19 protein-coding genes and 1 tRNA gene are annotated in these 18,221 nt (G+C 66.8%); 12 read left to right on the forward strand and 8 right to left on the reverse strand.

Annotated features, from left to right (window positions below; genetic code table 11):
* Nucleotides 1-22: 22 nt before the first annotated feature.
* The 3 genes from AC1DJH_RS00905 to AC1DJH_RS00915 all read left to right on the forward strand — a co-directional run bounded on the left by AC1DJH_RS00905 (nt 23) and on the right by AC1DJH_RS00915 (nt 1,882).
* Nucleotides 23-829, forward strand: coding sequence for a PPK2 family polyphosphate kinase (locus tag AC1DJH_RS00905; protein WP_478184385.1), 807 nt, complete (start codon nt 23-25; stop codon nt 827-829).
* A gap of 141 nt (nt 830-970) precedes the next feature.
* The gene (locus AC1DJH_RS00910) at nt 971-1,162 is read left to right on the forward strand and encodes a hypothetical protein (protein WP_472119308.1); all 192 of its coding nucleotides are present in this window, start codon (nt 971-973) and stop codon (nt 1,160-1,162) included.
* A gap of 48 nt (nt 1,163-1,210) precedes the next feature.
* Nucleotides 1,211-1,882 carry a DUF7716 domain-containing protein gene (locus tag AC1DJH_RS00915; RefSeq protein WP_478184386.1) on the forward strand — a complete coding sequence of 224 codons (672 nt, stop codon included), beginning with the start codon at nt 1,211-1,213 and terminating at the stop codon, nt 1,880-1,882.
* Nucleotides 1,883-1,890: 8 nt separating this feature from the next.
* On the opposite strand, the gene AC1DJH_RS00920 is transcribed toward AC1DJH_RS00915, so the two are convergent.
* Nucleotides 1,891-2,562: a hypothetical protein gene (locus AC1DJH_RS00920; protein ID WP_478184387.1), complete on the reverse strand. Its 672-nt coding sequence runs from the start codon at nt 2,560-2,562 to the stop codon at nt 1,891-1,893.
* A 147-nt stretch (nt 2,563-2,709) separates the two neighbouring features.
* Here AC1DJH_RS00920 and AC1DJH_RS00925 point away from each other — a divergent pair, with 147 nt between their 5' ends.
* From AC1DJH_RS00925 to AC1DJH_RS00935, 3 genes are all read left to right on the forward strand, one after another.
* Entirely contained in the window at nt 2,710-3,072 is a 363-nt protein-coding gene (locus AC1DJH_RS00925) for a c-type cytochrome (protein WP_472119303.1), read from the forward strand.
* 79 nt (nt 3,073-3,151) lie between these two features.
* Entirely contained in the window at nt 3,152-5,047 is a 1,896-nt protein-coding gene (locus tag AC1DJH_RS00930) for a sensor histidine kinase (protein ID WP_478184983.1), read from the forward strand.
* Between the two features lie 40 nt (nt 5,048-5,087).
* The gene (locus AC1DJH_RS00935) at nt 5,088-5,330 is read left to right on the forward strand and encodes an ATP-binding protein (RefSeq protein ID WP_478184388.1); all 243 of its coding nucleotides are present in this window, start codon (nt 5,088-5,090) and stop codon (nt 5,328-5,330) included.
* Between the two features lie 70 nt (nt 5,331-5,400).
* Here AC1DJH_RS00935 and AC1DJH_RS00940 read toward each other — a convergent pair.
* The 6 genes from AC1DJH_RS00940 to cysS all read right to left on the reverse strand — a co-directional run bounded on the left by AC1DJH_RS00940 (nt 5,401) and on the right by cysS (nt 10,877).
* A tRNA-Ser gene (locus AC1DJH_RS00940) sits at nt 5,401-5,493 on the reverse strand.
* A 27-nt stretch (nt 5,494-5,520) separates the two neighbouring features.
* Entirely contained in the window at nt 5,521-6,789 is a 1,269-nt protein-coding gene (locus tag AC1DJH_RS00945; RefSeq protein ID WP_435435827.1) for an aspartate kinase, read from the reverse strand.
* 55 nt (nt 6,790-6,844) lie between these two features.
* The gene (gene tilS / locus AC1DJH_RS00950; RefSeq protein ID WP_478184389.1) at nt 6,845-7,822 is read right to left on the reverse strand and encodes a tRNA lysidine(34) synthetase TilS; all 978 of its coding nucleotides are present in this window, start codon (nt 7,820-7,822) and stop codon (nt 6,845-6,847) included.
* 13 nt (nt 7,823-7,835) lie between these two features.
* Nucleotides 7,836-8,816, reverse strand: coding sequence for an acetyl-CoA carboxylase carboxyltransferase subunit alpha (locus AC1DJH_RS00955; RefSeq protein ID WP_478184390.1), 981 nt, complete (start codon nt 8,814-8,816; stop codon nt 7,836-7,838).
* 16 nt (nt 8,817-8,832) lie between these two features.
* A complete protein-coding gene (locus AC1DJH_RS00960; protein WP_435435824.1) occupies nt 8,833-9,483 on the reverse strand; it encodes a DNA-3-methyladenine glycosylase family protein in 651 nt (216 codons plus the stop codon).
* Nucleotides 9,484-9,500: 17 nt separating this feature from the next.
* A complete protein-coding gene (cysS, locus tag AC1DJH_RS00965; protein WP_478184391.1) occupies nt 9,501-10,877 on the reverse strand; it encodes a cysteine--tRNA ligase in 1,377 nt (458 codons plus the stop codon).
* A 201-nt stretch (nt 10,878-11,078) separates the two neighbouring features.
* Between cysS and AC1DJH_RS00970 the strand changes: the two genes are divergently transcribed.
* The 6 genes from AC1DJH_RS00970 to AC1DJH_RS00995 all read left to right on the forward strand — a co-directional run bounded on the left by AC1DJH_RS00970 (nt 11,079) and on the right by AC1DJH_RS00995 (nt 15,195).
* Nucleotides 11,079-11,669, forward strand: a complete 591-nt coding sequence (locus AC1DJH_RS00970) for a tetratricopeptide repeat protein (RefSeq protein ID WP_435483557.1) — start codon at nt 11,079-11,081, stop codon at nt 11,667-11,669.
* A gap of 76 nt (nt 11,670-11,745) precedes the next feature.
* A complete protein-coding gene (locus AC1DJH_RS00975) occupies nt 11,746-12,351 on the forward strand; it encodes a peptidylprolyl isomerase (protein ID WP_472119294.1) in 606 nt (201 codons plus the stop codon).
* A 26-nt stretch (nt 12,352-12,377) separates the two neighbouring features.
* Nucleotides 12,378-12,890 carry a peptidylprolyl isomerase gene (locus AC1DJH_RS00980; RefSeq protein WP_472119291.1) on the forward strand — a complete coding sequence of 171 codons (513 nt, stop codon included), beginning with the start codon at nt 12,378-12,380 and terminating at the stop codon, nt 12,888-12,890.
* Between the two features lie 33 nt (nt 12,891-12,923).
* The gene (locus tag AC1DJH_RS00985) at nt 12,924-13,700 is read left to right on the forward strand and encodes a UDP-2,3-diacylglucosamine diphosphatase (RefSeq protein WP_478184392.1); all 777 of its coding nucleotides are present in this window, start codon (nt 12,924-12,926) and stop codon (nt 13,698-13,700) included.
* A gap of 14 nt (nt 13,701-13,714) precedes the next feature.
* A complete protein-coding gene (locus AC1DJH_RS00990) occupies nt 13,715-14,506 on the forward strand; it encodes a M90 family metallopeptidase (protein WP_472119285.1) in 792 nt (263 codons plus the stop codon).
* A gap of 92 nt (nt 14,507-14,598) precedes the next feature.
* Entirely contained in the window at nt 14,599-15,195 is a 597-nt protein-coding gene (locus tag AC1DJH_RS00995) for a hypothetical protein (protein ID WP_472119282.1), read from the forward strand.
* An 87-nt stretch (nt 15,196-15,282) separates the two neighbouring features.
* Here AC1DJH_RS00995 and AC1DJH_RS01000 read toward each other — a convergent pair whose 3' ends face one another.
* Entirely contained in the window at nt 15,283-18,153 is a 2,871-nt protein-coding gene (locus AC1DJH_RS01000; RefSeq protein WP_478184393.1) for a DUF349 domain-containing protein, read from the reverse strand.
* Nucleotides 18,154-18,221 lie beyond the last annotated feature (68 nt).

Below are 18,221 nucleotides of genomic sequence, written 5' to 3' on the forward strand. Positions count from 1 at the left end.
TTCTTCACGGGAGTTCCGCTTCATGGCCAGCTTCAAGAAATACCGCGTCGCCAGCAAGTTCAAGCTGTCGCACATCGACCCCGACGACACGCCCTTCTGCGAGGGCGACGAAGCCTCGCAACGCAGCGAGGTCGATGCGCTGGCCGTCGAGCTCGACGAACTGCAGGACCTGCTGCACGCCGAGGGCAAGCGCAAGCTGCTGCTGGTGCTGCAGGGCCTGGACACCAGCGGCAAGGACGGCACCGTGCGCTGGGTGTTCTCGCGCACCTCGCCGCTGGGCGTGCGCGTGACGGCCTTCAAGGCGCCCAACGACGAGGAGCGCGCGCACGACTACCTGTGGCGCTGCCACGCCGCCGTGCCGCGCACCGGCGAGATCATGGTGTGGAACCGCAGCCACTATGAAGACGTGCTGGTGCCGGTGGTCGAAGGCTGGATCGACAAGGCCGAGGCCAAGCGCCGCTATGCGCAGATCAACGACTTCGAGCGGCTGCTCGTCGAGACCGGTACGGTGGTCGTGAAGTGCATGCTGCACATCGACAAGGACGAGCAGCGCGAGCGCCTGCAGGCGCGCATCGACACGCCCGGCAAGCAATGGAAGTTCAGCATGGACGACCTCGAGGTGCGCACCAAGTGGAGCGCGTACCAGCAGGCCTACCAGAACGCGCTGAGCGCCACCTCGAGCGACCACGCGCCCTGGCACGTGATACCGGCCAACAGCAAGCGGCACCGCAACGTGATGGTTGCGCAGCTGCTGGTGAGGACGCTGCGGCAGATGAAGCTGAAGCCCCCGCCGCCGGACCCGGCGCTCAAGGGATTGATCGTCAAGTGACGGTGCGGGCGAGGAAAGCGGTTTGGTTTCCTGTTTGTAAAGTGCGGCTTCGCCTACGGGGTACCCCGCGCTGCGTCACTAAGCTGCAACTCGTACCGATTCAGGTGCATTTGCGCTACCACACAGAAGGACTACATCAACATGAAAAAAACCATCTTCGTTCTTGCAGCTTGCCTGCTGGCTTCCACCGCTGCCTTGGCGCAGCCCGGCCCGCGTCATGGCGCCGGCCCGGGCCCGCGCTACGAACGGCCGCACCATCGCCCGCAAAAGGTGTGGGTGCCGGCGCATCGCGAGCATGGCCGTCTGGTGCGCGGTCGCTACGTCTGGCGTTGATCGGCTGCATGCGGAGGCCTTCTTCTTCGGTTGAAGGAGGCCTCTGAAATGCCGCACTTGCTGAATTTTTGCGAGGCCGTCGAAACACTGGCGGCCTGCCTCGACGACGACGACATGTACCGTCGCTTCAGCTGGGTCTACGCCAGCGAGGACGTTCCGCTGCACCACGCACGGTTCTACCTGTCCAGCGACGAAGACGAGTGCGAAGACCCCGTTGAAGACGCGCTGGGCCGCGAAATGCCGGCCTTCGCCGCTGCAAACAAGCTCGTGCATTACCTCGAGGCCGCGACCTTTGTATCGGTGCTGACCGTGCAGAAGGAACAGCAGCCGCTGTCTTCGCTCGACGATTTTGCCGAGGCGCTCAAGCACTATCACGAGGAGGATGCGTTCCTCGACCACGGCCACTTCGCGAGTGACGACTGGACCGCCAAGGCCCCGGTCATCGCGGGCATCTCCCGGGAACTGTTTGCCGAATACGACCTGCAGCTGGTCGAGTGCCCCGCGCATCGCGTCGGCGATGCCGCACGCGCCACCGCGGCGCTGCTGAAGATCAGTGTGGGGGACGCGCTGGCGCGTTGCCGTCAGCTGCCCGTGTCGCTGGGCATGCGCATCGGTGGACGGGACAGGGAAGAGATCGAAGCGCGGTTCGCCGCGCTGTCACTGCCCCTGAAGCGAACGACCCACAGGTCGCTCGCCTGGTTGCCGCCGGACGGCGACTGAACCGAACTTCAGGAACGGCGGATGAGTGCCTGCGCGAGTACACGGCACTTGCCGAACTCGCAGCGCACGGCCCAAGTGCCGCCGTTGTCGCACGGCACGTTGTAGGTTTCGTACCCAGGGCCCTTGGCCGTGAGTTCGGCGCGCGGCTGCAGGTTGCACCGGCCGGCCTTGGCCAGCGTTTCCACGTTGTAGGTGTCGATGCCGGTGCGGCGCGGCTTCACGATGACGCCGGGGTCGAAGGTGTTGCCGTAGAAGCTGTCGCGCACGTTGGTGTCGAGGTTGCGGTAGCCACGCTTGGCCATGCAATGCACGATGGCGATCTGCTGGTGTTCGGCGATCAGTTCGGCGTCGGGACGGCCGTTCCAGTCGATGATGGCGGCGGTGATGCCGGTGTAGGAGGCCGCGGCAACGATGCCCTGGCCGTGGACCGTGATCAATCCGAGGCCCAGCGCCGCCCACATCGCATCGCCCGTTTCGCTGCGTGCCGTGATGCGGTTCGCTGCGATTCGGCAGTCGGCCACGTCGTTGTCGTAGCGCACCGGGTCCACGCCTTGCATGGCCACCATGGGCACATAGGCCGTGCCGTGACCCGTTCCGGGCTCGGTGGGTGTCGGCGGTGGCGGGGTCACGCAACCGGCCAACACCGCAGCGGCAAACGCAATGCTCAGCAACAGCTTCATGCAATCCCTCTTCTTCTTCGCGATAGTTAACAGATTTAACCATACATCTGGTTACTCTTGAGCCACTTTGTCGCGCTGGCACGACGGCGACCTGCACACCCCAGCCCTTCGCCAGCAGCTACGATCGCGCGCCAGCAACGAAGCCCCATGCACAAGAACACCCGCGCCCCGCGCCTCGCTTCACCCATCGCGATCGCCCTGCTCCTGACCTTGGCGTCGGCAGCGCACGCGCTCGATGCCCCGGTGCAGCCATCGGCCGCCGACCTGGCGCGCAGGAACGGCTGCATGGCCTGCCACGGGCTGGTGCACAAGCAGGTCGGGCCGGGTTTCGCGCAGATCGCGGACCGCTACCGCAACGACGGCAGCGCACCGGTGCGCCTGGCCGCGAAGATTCGCAGCGGCAGCGTGGGCACCTGGGGCCGGGTCATCATGCCGCAGCAGGCCCAGGTCTCGCAGAGCGAGGCGCAGGCCTTGGCGCAGTGGGTGCTGTCGCAGCCCTCGGCGCGCTGAACCGCGCGCCTACCCACCTCCACGCCTCTTGAACTTCCGCCTCGCCCCCTTCTTCGCCAACGTGGTGCTTGTCCTGTCGATGGCACTGCTGGGCGTCATCGGCGCGTTCTTCGGCGGAACCGCCGGGCTGAAGCACTCCGACGCCGTGCTGCACCTGACGCATGCCGACTGGCAGGTCGGGGACTCGTCGGGTTTCAGCGCGCCGCCGCTCAAGCAGGACAGCAGCGCCCTGCCGGACACCTGGCAGCCGGTCGAACTGCCCCTCGCGCTGCCGATCGCGCTGCTGCGGCAGGCCGAGACCGCAAGGGCCGCAGGAGCGACCCGAACGACCTGGATCAGGCTGTCCACGCGCGACCTGCCCCCTGCTTCCAGCCCGCTGGCGATCTACGGCGTCCGGGTCAAGACCGACGGCACCATCGCCGTCTATGCCGACGGCCGACTGGTGCACCGGGCACAGCAGTCGGGGCCGCTGTGGAACAGCACCCGCACCCCGCTGTGGATTCCGCTGGACCACAGCACCGACCCCACGCCGCCCACCGAGATCCTCCTTCGCCTCGAACACACACGTAGCGCCCAGGTGGCGCTTTCGTCGTTGTGGATCGGGCCTGCCGATGCGCTGCGCGGCCGCTACGGCATGCGCCAGTGGCTGCAGCAGGAACTGCCCGCGATGCTCAGTGCAGCGTTCATGGCGGTCGGCGTCTTCGCCCTCTTCGTGTGGTTCAGGCGCCGCGACGAAACAGGCTACCTGCTGTTCTTCAACCTCTCGGCCACCTCCTTCATGCGAGGGCTGCATTTCTACGTGGGCCAGCCGGTCGCCAACGACTGGTTTGCCTGGCTGACCGTCAACTCGCTCTTCTGGCTGGTGATGGTCGTGCACTTCTTCCTGCGCCAGCTGCACGGCCGGCAGCTCAAATGGCTGACCCGTGGCGTGGTGGCGGCCACCACCGCCGTCGGTATCGCCACCATGCCGGGCCTGGCCATCGTGCAGAACACGCCGCAGGTGACGCCGCTGATCTACGCGGTGGCCGCGCTCATGGGCCTGGCGGTCTGCCTGGTGGGCGGCGTGAGCGCATGGCGCCGCTCCAACGAAGGGCGGCTGGTGGCGGTCGGAATCGGCATCTGCGTGCTGCTGGGCGTCACCGACTGGCTGCTGCAGAACAACTTCATCAGCCCAGAAGGCTGGTACCTGGGGGCCTACACCAACGCCGTGACCTTCAGCGTGTTCGGCGCGCTCATGTACCGCCGCTACGTGCACGCCATCGGCGAGGTCGAGCAGCTCAACGCGAGCCTCGCGCAGCGGCTGCTCAAACGCGAAGCCGAGCTCGAGCTCAGTCACCGGAAGCTGCGCGAGATCGAACGGCTGCAGACCATCAGCGACGAACGCCAGCGCCTGATGCAGGACATGCACGACGGACTGGGCTCCTCGCTGATCAGCGCCATCCGCTCGGTGGAAGGCGGCGGCATGAGCGACGACAAGGTCTCGCAGATTCTCAAGAGCTGCCTGGACGACCTGAAGCTCACGCTCGACTCGCTGGAGCCGATCGAGGCCGACCTGCTGCTGCTGCTCGCCACGCTGCGCTACCGGCTCGAACCGCGGCTTGAAGGCACCGGCGTGTCGCTGCGCTGGGAGGTGCAGGAGTTGCCCGCGCTGGAATGGCTGGACCCGTCGAGCGCGCTGCACATCCTGCGCATCGTGCAGGAGAGCATCTCGAACATCCTGCGGCACACCCGCGCGACGGAAATCCGCGTGGGCACCTCGATCGCCGATGCGGGCGTGCAGGTGACGATCGAGGACAACGGCCAGGGCTTCGACGTGCAGCGCGTGACGGGCAACCCGTCGGCGTCAGGGCGCGGGCTGCAGAACCAGCGGCGGCGGGCCCAGGCGATTCGAGGCCTGGTGCGCTGGGAGTCGAAGCCGACGGGCACGCGGTTCGTGCTGTGGCTGCCGCTGCAGCGGGAAGCCAAGGCGGTCTAGCAGGTGGATTTCGCGCAGCCATGCGCACAGAATCGGCCCCATGACACACCACGCTCCCGCCCGGCCCCACCGGCCCGGCTGGCTGCCCGATGTGGACACCGCGCGTTGCACGGGCTGCGGCTGGTGCGTTGCCGCGTGCGACCTCCATCTGCTGAGCCTGGAGGTCGCGCAGTGGCGCAAGTCGTCGGTGCTGCACGACGCAGGCAAATGCACAGGCTGCAGCGATTGCGCCGTGACCTGCCCGTTCCACGTGATAACGATGCGAAAAGTCGTGGGCGCCTGAACGCGAGCCTGCCCCACGTGTGCAGCACAAAGAAAAAAGCCCCTGCAGCTGGGCTGCAGGGGCTTTTGTCTGGCGGAACCGGAGGGATTCGAACCCTCGATGAGGCTCTACACCCCATACTCCCTTAGCAGGGGAGCACCTTCGGCCACTCGGTCACAGTTCCTGAAAGAAGCCGCAATTATGCCATCACTTAAGCGGTCGGTTGATCGAGATCGAACGCTTTATGCAGTGCGCGCACTGCCAGTTCCATATATTTTTCGTCGATCACGACCGAAGTCTTGATTTCGCTGGTCGAGATCATCTGGATGTTGATGCCCTCTTCGCTCAACACGCGGAACATCTTGCTCGCCACACCCACGTGGCTGCGCATGCCGATGCCCACGATGCTGACCTTGCAGATCTTGGTGTCGCCCACGATCTCGGTCGCGCCCAGCGAAGGCATCACCTTCGACTGCAGCAGGTCGATCGTCTTCGCATATTCGTTGCGATGCACGGTGAAGCTGAAGTCGGTCTTGCCGTCCTTGCTGAGGTTCTGGATGATCACATCGACCTCGATGTTGGCGTCCGCCACGGCACCGAGGATGTGGTACGCGATGCCCGGCTTGTCGGGCACGCCCAGCACCGAGATCTTGGCTTCGTCGCGGTTGAATGCGATGCCGGATACGACGGCTTGTTCCATGTTTTCGTCTTCCTCGAAAGTGATCAGCGTGCCGGACTTGGCCTCTTCATTGATGTCGATGTCCCACGGCGTGAAGCTCGAGAGCACACGCAGCGGCACTTTGTACTTGCCGGCGAATTCCACCGAGCGAATCTGCAGCACCTTGGAGCCCAGGCTCGCCATCTCGAGCATCTCTTCGAAGCTCACGGTCGTCAGGCGGCGCGCATCGGGCTCGACGCGCGGGTCGGTCGTGTAGACCCCGTCGACGTCGGTGTAGATGAGGCATTCGCTCGCCTTCATGGCGGCGGCAATGGCCACGGCCGAGGTGTCGCTGCCGCCACGCCCGAGCGTGGTGATGTTGCCCGCGTCGTCCACGCCCTGGAAGCCGGTGATGACCACCACCTTGCCGGCATTCAGGTCGGCCAGCACGCGCGCGTCGTCGATGCTCTCGATGCGGGCCTTGGTGTACGAGTTGTCGGTGCGAACCGACACCTGCCAGCCCGCGTAGCTGACCGACTCGACGCCTTCGGCCTGCAGCGCGATGGCCAGCAGTGCGGAAGACGCCTGCTCGCCCGTGGAAGCCAGCATGTCGAGTTCGCGGCTGTGGGCCACGCCGGGTTTGCTGGGCGCCAGCTCCTTGGCCAGGCCGAGCAGGCGATTGGTCTCGCCGCTCATGGCACTCGGAACCACGATCATCTGGTGGCCGGCGCGTGCCCACTTGGCAACGCGCTTGGCGACATTCTTGATGCGCTCGGTCGAGCCCATCGACGTACCGCCGTATTTGTGAACGATCAATGCCATGGGTGAAATCTGAGAAAAGGAAAGGGCCGCTTGAAGGGCGGCGCCCTGCAAGCTGTCAGAGCAAAGTCTTCGGCGAGGGCGGGGCATTGTACCAATGCAGGAAATCGCCCCGCCGCTCGGCAAAGCCGGCAGCCACCTTGAGGTGGATCCGGTGGCCGCGCGTGGTGCACGCACGCACCTGGTCGAGCAGCTGGTCGAGCTGCGCGGCGCTGGGCGTCCCGCCGTGCGACTGCACCAGCCAGTGGCGCAGCACGTTGGCCTGTCGGGCGCGCGAGAGCGCTTGCAAGGCGACGATGCGGGGCGGGTCGCCGACCGTCTGCAGGTCTTGCGCGGCAAGCTCGCCCAGCAGTTGCTGGCCCTGCGCGGCATGGCCGATGCTGCGAGCGAAGGTGGCGCGGAATTGCGGGAACGCCTGCGCCAATGCTGGCAGCAGCACGGCGCGGATGCGGTTGCGCGTGTAGCGCGCATCGACGTTGGTCGGGTCCTCTGTCCAGGGCAGGCCGCGCCCTGCCAGCCAGTCGCGAATGTCGGCGCCAGGCACGTCAAGCAAGGGGCGGTAGATGTCCAGCCCGTTGCGCTGCGCATGCGCGGGCATGGAGGCCAGCCCCGGAAGCCCGGCACCGCGCGACAGCGCCAGCAGCAAGGTCTCGACCTGGTCGTCCGCATGGTGCCCGAGCGCTACGGCCTTGATAGCAGCACCCGCACCATCCATGCGCGTCATCTCGGCAAAAGCCTCGTAGCGCGCGCGGCGAGCGGTGGCTTCGGGACTGTCGCCCGGCGCGTGACGCGCATCGACATGGTGAACCACCAGCGGTACGGCCAGCAGCTCGCAAACCGACTGGCAATGCCGCTCGAAATCGTCGGCCGCAGCCTGCAGCCCGTGATGCACATGAAAGGCGACCACCTGTCCGGGCCAGCGCGCCGCGCAGGCGGCCAGCAAGGCGGTCGAATCCGCGCCGCCGCTGAACCCCACCGCCAGCGGCCATTGCGCCGGCTCGAACGCGGCCATGGCGCGTTCGAAAGCGGAGTTCATGGCCGAATGCGCTTTATCTGCCGTTGTCGGCCTTGGTGTCGTTGAAACGGCCGTAGCTTTGCAGGCGCTCGTAGCGTCGGTCCAGCAGCTCCTTCGGCTTCAGGTCGCTAACCTGGCGGAACGCGTCGTTCAGCGCACGCTTCAGGAAGGCGGCCATCTGGCGATGGTCGCGGTGCGCGCCGCCGACCGGCTCGTTCACGATCTTGTCGACCAGGCCCAGCGCCTTCAGGCGGTGCGCGGTGATGCCCAATGCATCGGCCGCTTCCTGCGCCTTCTCGCTGGTCTTCCACAGGATGGAAGCGCAGCCTTCGGGGCTGATGACCGAGTAGATCGAGTACTGCAGCATCACGAGCTGGTCGCCGACCGAGATGGCCAGCGCACCGCCCGAGCCGCCTTCGCCGATGATGGTGACGATGATCGGCACCTCGAGCTGCGCCATCTCGAAGATGTTGCGGCCGATGGCTTCCGACTGGCCACGCTCTTCGGCGTCGATGCCGGGGTACGCGCCGGGCGTGTCCACGAAGGTGAACACCGGCAGCTTGAACTTCTCGGCCGTCTTCATGAGGCGCAAGGCCTTGCGGTAGCCCTCGGGCTTGCTCATGCCGAAGTTGCGCGTGGTGCGCTCCTTCGTGTCGCGGCCCTTCTGGTGGCCGAGCACCATGCAGGGCACGCCGTTGAAGCGCGCGAGGCCGCCCACGATCGACAGGTCGTCGGAGAAGTGCCGGTCGCCGTGCAGCTCGACGAAGTCGGTGAAGATTTCGTTGACGTAGTCGAGCGTGTAGGGGCGCTCCGGATGCCGGGCGATCTTGGTGATCTGCCAGGGCGTCAGGTCGCTGTAGATGTCCTTGGTGAGCTGCTGGCTTTTCTTGCCGAGCTGGTCGATTTCTTCAGAAATGTCGACCGCCGATTCGGTCTGCACATAGCGCAGTTCTTCGATTTTGGTTTCGAGTTCAGCAATGGGCTGCTCGAAGTCGAGGAAGGTTCGTTTCGCCAACGTCTTCTCCTGTTGTTCAATACGCGACTGGAACCGGGTCCAGTGATCGCCAAATATACCAAGTCGCCACGCTGCAATACGGGGCCCAGGCCACGGCGACGTCGCGGGCATCGCTGCGGCTGACCGGGTCGCCCGAAAAGTAGTTGACGCTGATGCCGTTGAGCAACCCCACGTCGTCGACGGGGAGCACGTTCGGGCGCATCAGGTGGAAGATGAGGAACATCTCGGCCGTCCAGCGGCCAATGCCGCGGATGGCCACGAGCTCCTCGATGATGAGCTCGTCCGCCATGTCCTTCCACGAATCGACGTGCGCCACGCCGGAATCGAAATGAAGGGCCAGGTCGACGAGGTATTCGATCTTGCGTGCCGACAGCCCGGCCGCGCGCATGTCGTCGACCTTGAGCTTGAGCACGTTGGCCGGCGTCAGCTTGCGCGGCAGCGCCACGAACTTGTCCCAGACCGTCTGTGCCGCCTTCACCGAGATCTGCTGGCCGACCACGCTGCGCGCCAGCGTGGTGAAGGCGTCACCGCGCGACTCGAGGCAGGCGTTGCCGAACTTCGGAATCAACCGCTTCATGACGCGGTCTTTCTTGGCCAGGTGCTTGCAGGCCTCCTCCCAGTAGTCCGGCGTGTAGATCTGAATGCTGGACTTTCGGGTGGCGGGCATGGGGTTGGTCGTACCGTTCACTGCGCGGCCGCCCAGGTCGTGCCCGTGGGCGAATCCTTGAGCACGATGCCCTGACCGAGGAGTTCCTGGCGAATGCGATCGGCTTCGGCGAAATTCTTGGCGGCCTTGGCGGCGGCGCGTGCGTCGATCTGCGCCTGGATGGTCGTCTCGTCGAGCGTGGTGCCTGCGCGCAGGAAAGTCTTCGGATCGTCCTGCAGGATCTGCACGGCTGCGCCCAGCGCCTTCAGCAGGCCGGCCTGCACGGGCGACTTCGTGCGGTTCACTTCGCCGGCCAGGTCGAAGAGCACCGCCACCGCCTCGGGCGTTGCGAAGTCTTCGTCCATGGCGGCCTTGAAGCGCGCCGCGTAGGGGTCGGCCCAGTCGATCTTCACGTCTGCGGGCGCCACCAGGTCGAGCGCCGTGTACAGCCGCTTGAGCGAGGCGCGCGCATCGTCGAGGTGCACGTCGCTGTAGTTGAGCGGACGCCGGTAGTGCGCGCGCAGCACGAAGAAGCGAATGGTTTCCGCGTCGTATTTCTTGAGCACATCGCGGATCAGGAAGAAGTTGCCCAGGCTCTTGGACATCTTCTCGTTGTCGGTCACGATGAAGCCGTTGTGCATCCAGAAGTTGGCCAGCGGCTTGCCGGTGGCGCCTTCGCTTTGCGCGATCTCGTTCTCGTGGTGCGGGAACTGCAGGTCTTCGCCGCCGCCGTGGATGTCCAGCGTCTCGCCGAGCAACTCGCAGGCCATGGCCGAGCACTCGATGTGCCAACCCGGACGGCCGGGGCCGAACTCGCTGGCCCACTTCACTTCTTCGGGCTCGCTGGCCTTGGCGCTCTTCCAGAGCACGGGGTCGAGCGGGTCGTCCTTGCCGTCGAGCACGGCCACGCGTTCGCCCGCGTGCAGTTCGTCGAGCGACTTGCCGCTGAGCTTGCCGTAGCCAGGGAACTTGCGAACGGCATAGTTCACGTCGCCGTTGCCGGCACGGTAGGCCAGGCCCTTCTGCTCCAGCGTGCCGATCATCGACAGCATCTGCGGGATGTAGTCGGTGGCGCGCGGCTCGTGCGTGGGGCGCTCGATGCCCAGCGCGTCGGCGTCTTCATGCAGCGCGTCGATCATGCGGTCGGTCAGCGCCCGGATGCTCTCGCCGTTTTCCACCGCGCGGCGGATGATCTTGTCGTCGATGTCGGTGATGTTGCGCACGTAGGTCACGGCGAAGCCGCTCACCTTGAGCCAGCGCTGCACCACGTCGAACGCGATCATCGAGCGGGCATGGCCGAGGTGGCAGTAGTCGTAGACCGTCATGCCGCACACGTACATGCGCACCTGTCCGGGATGCAATGGGGAGAATTCCTCCAGTTCACGCGACAGCGTGTTGTAGATGCGCAGACTCATGAGATTCGGAAAACGTCATTTCGCGCACGTGAAGCACGGGCGACAGACGGTGTTTTTCAGGGGTGACGGGGGCTGTGGCGGCAAGGGGTTGGACATGGCCCCTCGGCTACAATCCAGCCAAGTATAAACGGCTGCCGCCGCGCAGCGTTCGGGTGTTCCCCAAGCCCGCATCTCCCCATTTCCGTTCTCTGCCGAGGCTTCATGAAGCACGCCGCATTCTCCAGACTATCCATCGCCTTCGCATTGCTGTTCGGCCTGTGGGCCTCGGCCGCGCATGCCAACGACTACGACGAGGTGAACATGCTGCTGCGCCAGGGCAAGCCCACCGAGGCGCTGGCCAAGGCCGACACCTACATCGCCGGCAAGCCGCGCGACCCGCAGATGCGCTTCCTGCGCGGCGTGATCCTCACCGAGCAGAACAAGCAGGCCGAAGCCATCATCGCGTTCACGCAGCTCACCCAAGACTTCCCCGAGCTGTCCGAGCCTTACAACAACCTGGCCGCGCTCTACGCCTCGCAAAGCAAGTTCGACCAGGCCCGCGCCGCGCTCGAGCAAGCCATCAAGCTCAACCCGAACTACGCCACGGCGCACGAGAACCTCGGTGACGTGTATGCCCGCCTTGCCGCGCAGGAATACGTTCGCGCGCAACAGTTCGCGAGCACCAACCCGAGCGTCGCGCCCAAGCTCTCGCTGATCCGCCAGATCTTCTCGACGAAGGCCGAAGCCGACGCAGCCGCCCTGCCCGCAGCACCCGCCGTGCTGCGCAAGCCGGTCGGGCGCACCAGCAAGTAACTGCCGCCGCCGGCATGGGCGCCCACAGGCGCCTGCTGCACGGCCCACGCCTCTTCATTCGCACACGGAGCCTCACTTGACGATCCACGCCTCCTCCAGGTTCAACCTGTTCAGCCGCCGCAGCGCGCTCGTGCTCGCCGCCGCGCTCACGTTCGCCGCCACCGGCCACGCGCAGACGGCCGCCGCGCCGCGCGTCAAGCTCGCCACCTCGGCCGGCGACATCGTGCTCGAGCTCGACGCCGCCAAGGCGCCCAAGTCGGTCGAGAACTTCCTGCAGTACGTCAAGGACAAGCACTACGACGGCACGGTGTTTCACCGCGTCATCGACGGCTTCATGATCCAGGGCGGCGGCTTCACGGCGGACATGCAGCAAAAGCCCACGCGCGCGCCCATTCCCCTGGAAGCGAGCAACGGCCTGAAGAACGACAAGTACACCGTTGCCATGGCCCGCACCGGCAACCCCAATTCCGCGACCTCGCAGTTTTTCATCAACGTGAAAAACAACGACTCGCTGAACGCGCCCAACCCCGACGGCTACGGCTACACGGTGTTCGGCAAGGTCGTGGCCGGCACCGACGTGGTCGACAAGATCCGCGGCGTGGCCACCGGCAACAAGGGCGGCATGCAGAACGTGCCGCTCGAGGCCATCACCATCAAGTCCGCTTCGCTGCTGGCGAAGTGATCCATTTTCCGAAGAAGGAGTCCCTCATGAGCAACCCCCAGGTCGAACTGCACATCAAGAACCACGGCGTGATCACGCTCGAACTCGACGCTGAAAAAGCGCCGAAGTCGGCCGAGAACTTTCTCTCGTACGTGAAGAAGGGCCATTACGACAACACGGTGTTCCACCGCGTGATCCCCGGCTTCATGGTGCAAGGCGGCGGCTTCGAGCCCGGCATGCAGCAAAAGCCCACGGGCGCCGAGATCGAGAACGAGGCCAACAACGGCCTCAAGAACGACAACTACACCGTGGCCATGGCCCGCACCAGCGCGCCCCACTCGGCCACCGCGCAATTCTTCATCAACATCGCCAACAACGGCTTCCTGAACCACACCGCCCCCTCGGCGCAGGGCTGGGGCTATGCGGTGTTCGGCAAGGTCATCAACGGCACCGACGTGGTCGACAAGATCAAGGCCGTGAAGACGGGCCGCAAGGGCTTCCACGACGACGTGCCGCTCGAAGACGTGGTGATCGAAAAGGCCGTCGTCATCGCCGAATGACGACCTGCGGGCACGGTGCGGCATGAACGCGGCATGAGCACGGTGGCGAATCCGGCTTTTCCAGAGCTGGTGGCGCCGCCCGCGTGGCGCACCGTCGACCTGATCTCCGACCTGCACCTGCAGGCGGGCGAGCCTGCCACCTTCGAGGCCTGGCAGGGCTACCTGCAGACCACGCCGGCCGATGCGCTGTTCATCCTCGGCGACCTGTTCGAGGTATGGGTGGGCGACGACTCGGCCGCCCAGGCCGGTTTCGAGGCGCAGTGCGCCGAGCTGCTGCGCCGCACGGCGCAACGCCTGCCGGTGTTCTTCATGCACGGCAACCGCGACTTCCTGGTCGGCCCCGCACTCGCGGCGCAATGCGGCTTCACGCTGCTCGACGATCCCACGGTGCTGGTGCTGCACGGCCAGCGCTGGCTGCTGAGCCACGGCGACATCCTCTGCCTGGAAGACACCGAGTACCTCAAGTTCCGCGCACAGGTTCGCACGCCCGAATGGCAGGCCGCGTTTCTCGCGCGCCCGCTGGAAGAACGCCGCGCACTCGCGCGTTCCATGCGCGTGCAGAGCGAAGACCGCAAGCGCAACCCCTCGACCGTCTGGGCCGACGTCGACACCGACGCCGCGCGCAACTGGCTGCAGCAGGCCGGTGCCCAAACGCTGGTGCACGGCCACACCCACCGCCCCGCCGACCACGACCTGGGCCACGGCCTGCTTCGTGTCGTGCTGAGCGATTGGGACGTTGCAGCGCATCCACCGCGCGCGCAGCTGCTCTGTCTTTCCACCGCCGGCGCGCAGCGCGTCGATCTGCGCTAGACGCGCCGCCGCCGATGTTCAAGTGGCTGCGCCGGTTGCGCGCCCTGCCCCCGATCCCCGAGGCCGCCTGGCAGGCTGCGCTCAAGCGCTATGCCTTCCTGGGCGCCCTGCCCGAGCCCGACCGGCAGCGCCTTCGCATCCTCACCGCGGAATTCCTGCGCGACAAGGAATTCCATGGCGCCAAGGGCTTCACCATCACCAACGAAGTGGCGCTGGCCATCGCCGCGCAAGCCGTGCTGCCCGTGCTGCACCTGAAGGGCGGGCTCAACTGGTACGACGACTTCGTCGGCATCGTGGTGCACCGCTCCGAGGTGGTGGCAAGGCGCAAGGTGGTCGACGACGCGCAGGTGGTGCACGAATACGGCGAGGTGGTCGCCGGCGAGGCCATGGACCGCGGCCCGGTCATGCTGAGCTGGGACGACGTGCTGGCGAGCAGCCTGACCACCGAGCGCGGCTACAACGTGGTGATCCACGAATTCGCCCACAAGATCGACATGCGCAACGGGGACGCCAACGGCTGCCCGCCGCTGCCGCCCGGCTTTGCGGGACAGCGCAGCGCACGCGAGTCTCGCGCCGTGTGGCACGCCGTGCTGCAGTCGGCCTACGAGGGCTTTCGCGAGCAAACCATCATGGCGGACCGCTTCGGCGCCGAGCCGCCGTGGCTCGACGCGTACGGCGCCACATCGATCAGCGAGTTCTTCGCGGTGGCCTGCGAGGCCTATTTCGTGAACCGCCCGAACTTCGGACGCGACTTCCCCGAAGTGCTGGCTATCTTCGATGAATTCTTTCGACCTAAACAGCCCTGAACGCACGTCCACTCTCATTTGTTTGCTATCTAGTTGATAGCGAAAGAGTCTTTACCATCGACGGGTCAACAACTCGTTAAAAAGGTAAAAACATGAGGGATTGGTTGTATCAAGTGACCGGCAAGGCGTGGCTCGCGCTGGTCGTCGGCATCGGCATCCTGGGGTGGGCGGGCTACGCGCAGTTCAAGGCCGGCGCCGACACGCACGGCACCGCGGTGGAAGACCTGGTGGCGAAGAGCGGCACCATCGTCAGCGGCAGCGAAATCACCGAAACCACCAAGCGCCGCCGCGGCGGCAGCACCACGCGCCACTATTTCGTGCTCGACGCCAAGCTGGCCGACGGCAGCACCGAGAAATGGCGTGTCGACTACGCGATCGGCCGCAACAAGCTCGAACCGCTGATCGACGAGGCCGTCGACGTGCGCATCGATCCTTCGGACAACAACCTGGTCTACGAAGTGAAGCTCAAGGGCAAGCCGGTGGTGGCGCTGGCCGACGTGCAGCAGATCATGGAGAGCAAGGACAAGGCCGCGGCCTCGAACGCCACGGAAAAGGGCACGCTCATCGTGGGCACGGTCGCCCTGCTGCTGGGCATCGGCGGACTGTTCCTGCGGCGCAGGCTCGGCACCAGCCAGGCGGCGGAACAGGCTGCGGCGGTGCAGACGCCGGTGATCGGCGAAAAAGTCTGAGCCTGACCGCGGCCGACTGAAGTCGACCCCCCAAAAAAAAGACGCCCCGCGGGGCGTCTTTTTCATGGCCGCAGCCTTCCGGCCTGCTTACTTGCGCAGCAGTGCCTTCAGCGCATTCTGCAGGCGGCGCGCGCTGGTGGCGTCGTGCGCCGCAGCCAGCACCTTGCCCGCGTCCTGGCCCCAGGTCTGGCTCGGTGCCGGGTCACCCCGCTTGGTGAGCAGCTTGAGTTGCAGCGCGCGGCGCGCATCGAGCTGCTCGGCCGGCGTCGGCACTTCGGCGGCCATTTCGAGGCGCAGCAGCGCTTCGGCGGCATCGTTGGCGGCAGCCGAGGGCGCAGCGCCCAGCGCTTGCGACCAACCGGTACGAACGGCGGGAGACACCGCACGGCCCAGCTCCTGCACGCTCGGCAGGCGGCTGGCGTCGCGCTGTTCCCACGCACCCAGCACCTGGGTCAGCGCTTCACCGTGGGCTTGCGCCGCCAGCTTGCGCAGTGCCATGTCGGCACGTTCCAGCGCCTCGCGCTGTGCGCGGAAGGCGGCGTCGCCCAGGCGAGGACCGCGGTCTTCGAAGCGCGGCGGACGGTCGCCGAAACGGTCCCCGCGGTCGCCACGCGCATCGGAGCGAGGCGCACCGCGATCGCCGCCGGGGCGACCCGGGCCTCCGGGGCCGGGGCGGCCGCCGTCGCGCCGGTCGCCGAAACGGCCACCCGCGCCGCGTGCCGCGGGCGCTGCTTCGTTTTTCTTGCTGCTCGGACGGTCGTCGCCGCGCATGGCCACGACGGGCTTGGGCGCGGGCTTCGGCGCCGCGGCAGGGGCTTCGACCGCGGCAGGCTCACCGGCCTCGTGTGCCGATTCGTCGGCGCGGGCAGACGCATCGGCGCCATCGGCGGGGGCCACCAGATCGGCCGGAGCCGCGGTTGCCGCATTCGTGTGCGTGCCTGGCGAAGCTTCAGCGTCGCTCGGGCTCGGCGCCTGCTCGGCGCTTTCTCCGAACTCGGCGGCGGCCTGGCCCGGGGCCACGATCTCGGTCGCGCCGACCGACGGGCCGTCACTCGAAGCGGTGGCGCGCTCGGCCTTCGGCGCGGGTGCCGGTGCGGGCGGCGGTGCTTCACCGCGCAGCGCGCCTTCGAGGCGGGCGATGGCGGCGCGGATCTTCTGCACGTCGCCGCCGGCATTGGCTGCGTCGAGCGCCTTGGACGCGTCGAGCACGTAGCGGTCGTGATCGCTCATGGCCGAAGATGCCTTTTCGCGCTCGGCGGTCTTGCGGTTGAACGCTTCGTCGATGGGCGCGCGGAAGGCGTCCCACAGCTTTTGTTCGTGGCGGCGGTCGAGCGGCACACCCTGTGCCTCGGCCTGCCAGCGCTGTTGCAGTGCCTTGACGGCGTCGATGCGCAGCACGGGCTGGGCGCCGAGCTCGACGGCCTCGGCAATCATGGCCTGGCGGCGTTCGACGCTGGCCTTCTGCGCCGTCTCGAACGGTGCGCGGGCGGCGCCGAAGGCTTCGTTCCACTGCGGCTGCAGCTCGGCGAACAGCTTCTCGCCCACGTGGCCGGCATCGCGCCAGCGGTCGGCAAACTGGTGCAGCGCGCGGTTGTGCGCCTTCAGGTCGGTGGCGCCGGCGTGTTCGGCGGCCCAGGCCTTGACCTCTTCGATCAGCGCCACGCGGTGCGCGCGGTGCTCGGCCGCATCGGCGCGGACCTTTTCGAGCCAGGCCTCGACCACCTTGTGGGCTTCGTTGCAGGCTTCGTCGAAGCGCTTCCACAGCGCGTGGTTCGGCACGCCGCCCTGGTCGGACTGCTTCCACTGGTCGCGCAGGGCGCGCAGCGTTTCCTGCATCTTGCGGCCACCGAGGGCCTGGCCTTCGGGGCGCTTGAGCAGGCCTTCGGCCTTGGCGACGAGGTCTTCACGGACCTTGTCGGCGCTCCAGCGTTGCCAGCCTTCGAGTTCGCCGGCAGCCACCAGCGCGGCATGCACGCGTGCTTCGAGCGCGGCATCGACCATCTTGCCGTGCTCCTTGAGCACCGCGCGCAGCGCGGCGGCGGCACCGGCGCTGGCCTTGCCGTGGCCTTCGGCGGTTTCCTGTTCGAGTTTGGCGAGCGCAGCCTGCACCGCGTCTTGCGCGGCGGCACGCACGGCCGGGTCCACCTTGGGTGCGGCGGGGCGCGCAGGCGCGGCGGCGGCCTTGGGGGCGACGACTTCGCCGCGCGCGGCGCGCAGCTCGTCGGCCCACACGGGCACTGGCGGCAGCGGGGCCGAGGCGTCGGCGGCGGCGGCAATCGCCTGGGCCAGCGCGCCATGGAAGGCGTCGGACACCACCAGCAGTTGCGACTTCGAGGCGTCGAGCTGCGGTGCGAACTTGGCGTCCAGGCTGGTCCAGTTGGCGTCGGCCGTGATCTCCGTGGCCTGCTGCTGCCAATGGGCAACGTCGGCGCGCAACGATTCTTCGGCACCCTGGGCGTCCTTCCAGCCCTTGGTGGACAACACCTCGAAGCGCTGCGCCAGCAGCACCGCGGCTTCGCGATGCACCTGGGCGCGGTGCTGCAGGTCTTCAATGCCCTTCACACGCTCGGCCAGCCTGGCCTTCAGCCCGGCCAGCGGTTCGCGCGACAGCGGCGCGCCGGCCTTGGCGGCGTCACGCTGCCAGGCCAGTGCATCGGCGATGTTGAGCTTGGACTGGCCCAGCAGCGCCTCGGCCTTTTGCGCCCATTCGGCGGCAATGGCCTCCTGGCCCTTGGCGCGCTTGATTTCGTCGAGCTTTTCGCGCAGCAGGCGCGCGGCGCCCTTGTCGCGACCGCTCAGCTCCTTGAAGACCTCTTGCATCTGCTCGGGCGCGGGGTTGCCCGCGAGCCAGTCGCGGATGCGCGCGGAACGCTCCCCGGAGGTCGGCGCGGTGAAGGCGCCGCCGGTGAGCGTGTCGAGGGCTTGGAGGTCGTTTGGCTTGGAAGAGGTAGAGGTCACTGCGCGAAATCGTTGTCTGGGTAGAGAAAGCGAAGGCGCCGGCAAAGGCCGGCGCACATCGACATTTT

The organism is Variovorax sp. 10N412, from assembly GCF_056394985.1.

What these genes read in the sequence shown, in the direction of transcription:
- AC1DJH_RS00995 (WP_472119282.1), top strand. Translation starts at nt 14,599, where the DNA reads ATGAGGGATTGGTTGTATCAAGTGACCGGCAAGGCGTGGCTCGCGCTG.
- AC1DJH_RS00985 (WP_478184392.1), top strand. Translation starts at nt 12,924, where the DNA reads ATGAGCACGGTGGCGAATCCGGCTTTTCCAGAGCTGGTGGCGCCGCCC.
- AC1DJH_RS00945 (WP_435435827.1), bottom strand. Translation starts at nt 6,789, where the DNA reads ATGGCATTGATCGTTCACAAATACGGCGGTACGTCGATGGGCTCGACC.
- AC1DJH_RS00920 (WP_478184387.1), bottom strand. Translation starts at nt 2,562, where the DNA reads ATGAAGCTGTTGCTGAGCATTGCGTTTGCCGCTGCGGTGTTGGCCGGT.
- AC1DJH_RS00930 (WP_478184983.1), top strand. Translation starts at nt 3,152, where the DNA reads ATGGCACTGCTGGGCGTCATCGGCGCGTTCTTCGGCGGAACCGCCGGG.
- AC1DJH_RS00970 (WP_435483557.1), top strand. Translation starts at nt 11,079, where the DNA reads ATGAAGCACGCCGCATTCTCCAGACTATCCATCGCCTTCGCATTGCTG.
- AC1DJH_RS00990 (WP_472119285.1), top strand. Translation starts at nt 13,715, where the DNA reads ATGTTCAAGTGGCTGCGCCGGTTGCGCGCCCTGCCCCCGATCCCCGAG.
- AC1DJH_RS00960 (WP_435435824.1), bottom strand. Translation starts at nt 9,483, where the DNA reads ATGCCCGCCACCCGAAAGTCCAGCATTCAGATCTACACGCCGGACTAC.
- AC1DJH_RS00925 (WP_472119303.1), top strand. Translation starts at nt 2,710, where the DNA reads ATGCACAAGAACACCCGCGCCCCGCGCCTCGCTTCACCCATCGCGATC.
- AC1DJH_RS00980 (WP_472119291.1), top strand. Translation starts at nt 12,378, where the DNA reads ATGAGCAACCCCCAGGTCGAACTGCACATCAAGAACCACGGCGTGATC.
- AC1DJH_RS00935 (WP_478184388.1), top strand. Translation starts at nt 5,088, where the DNA reads ATGACACACCACGCTCCCGCCCGGCCCCACCGGCCCGGCTGGCTGCCC.
- AC1DJH_RS00910 (WP_472119308.1), top strand. Translation starts at nt 971, where the DNA reads ATGAAAAAAACCATCTTCGTTCTTGCAGCTTGCCTGCTGGCTTCCACC.
- AC1DJH_RS00905 (WP_478184385.1), top strand. Translation starts at nt 23, where the DNA reads ATGGCCAGCTTCAAGAAATACCGCGTCGCCAGCAAGTTCAAGCTGTCG.
- AC1DJH_RS00915 (WP_478184386.1), top strand. Translation starts at nt 1,211, where the DNA reads ATGCCGCACTTGCTGAATTTTTGCGAGGCCGTCGAAACACTGGCGGCC.
- tilS (WP_478184389.1), bottom strand. Translation starts at nt 7,822, where the DNA reads ATGAACTCCGCTTTCGAACGCGCCATGGCCGCGTTCGAGCCGGCGCAA.
- cysS (WP_478184391.1), bottom strand. Translation starts at nt 10,877, where the DNA reads ATGAGTCTGCGCATCTACAACACGCTGTCGCGTGAACTGGAGGAATTC.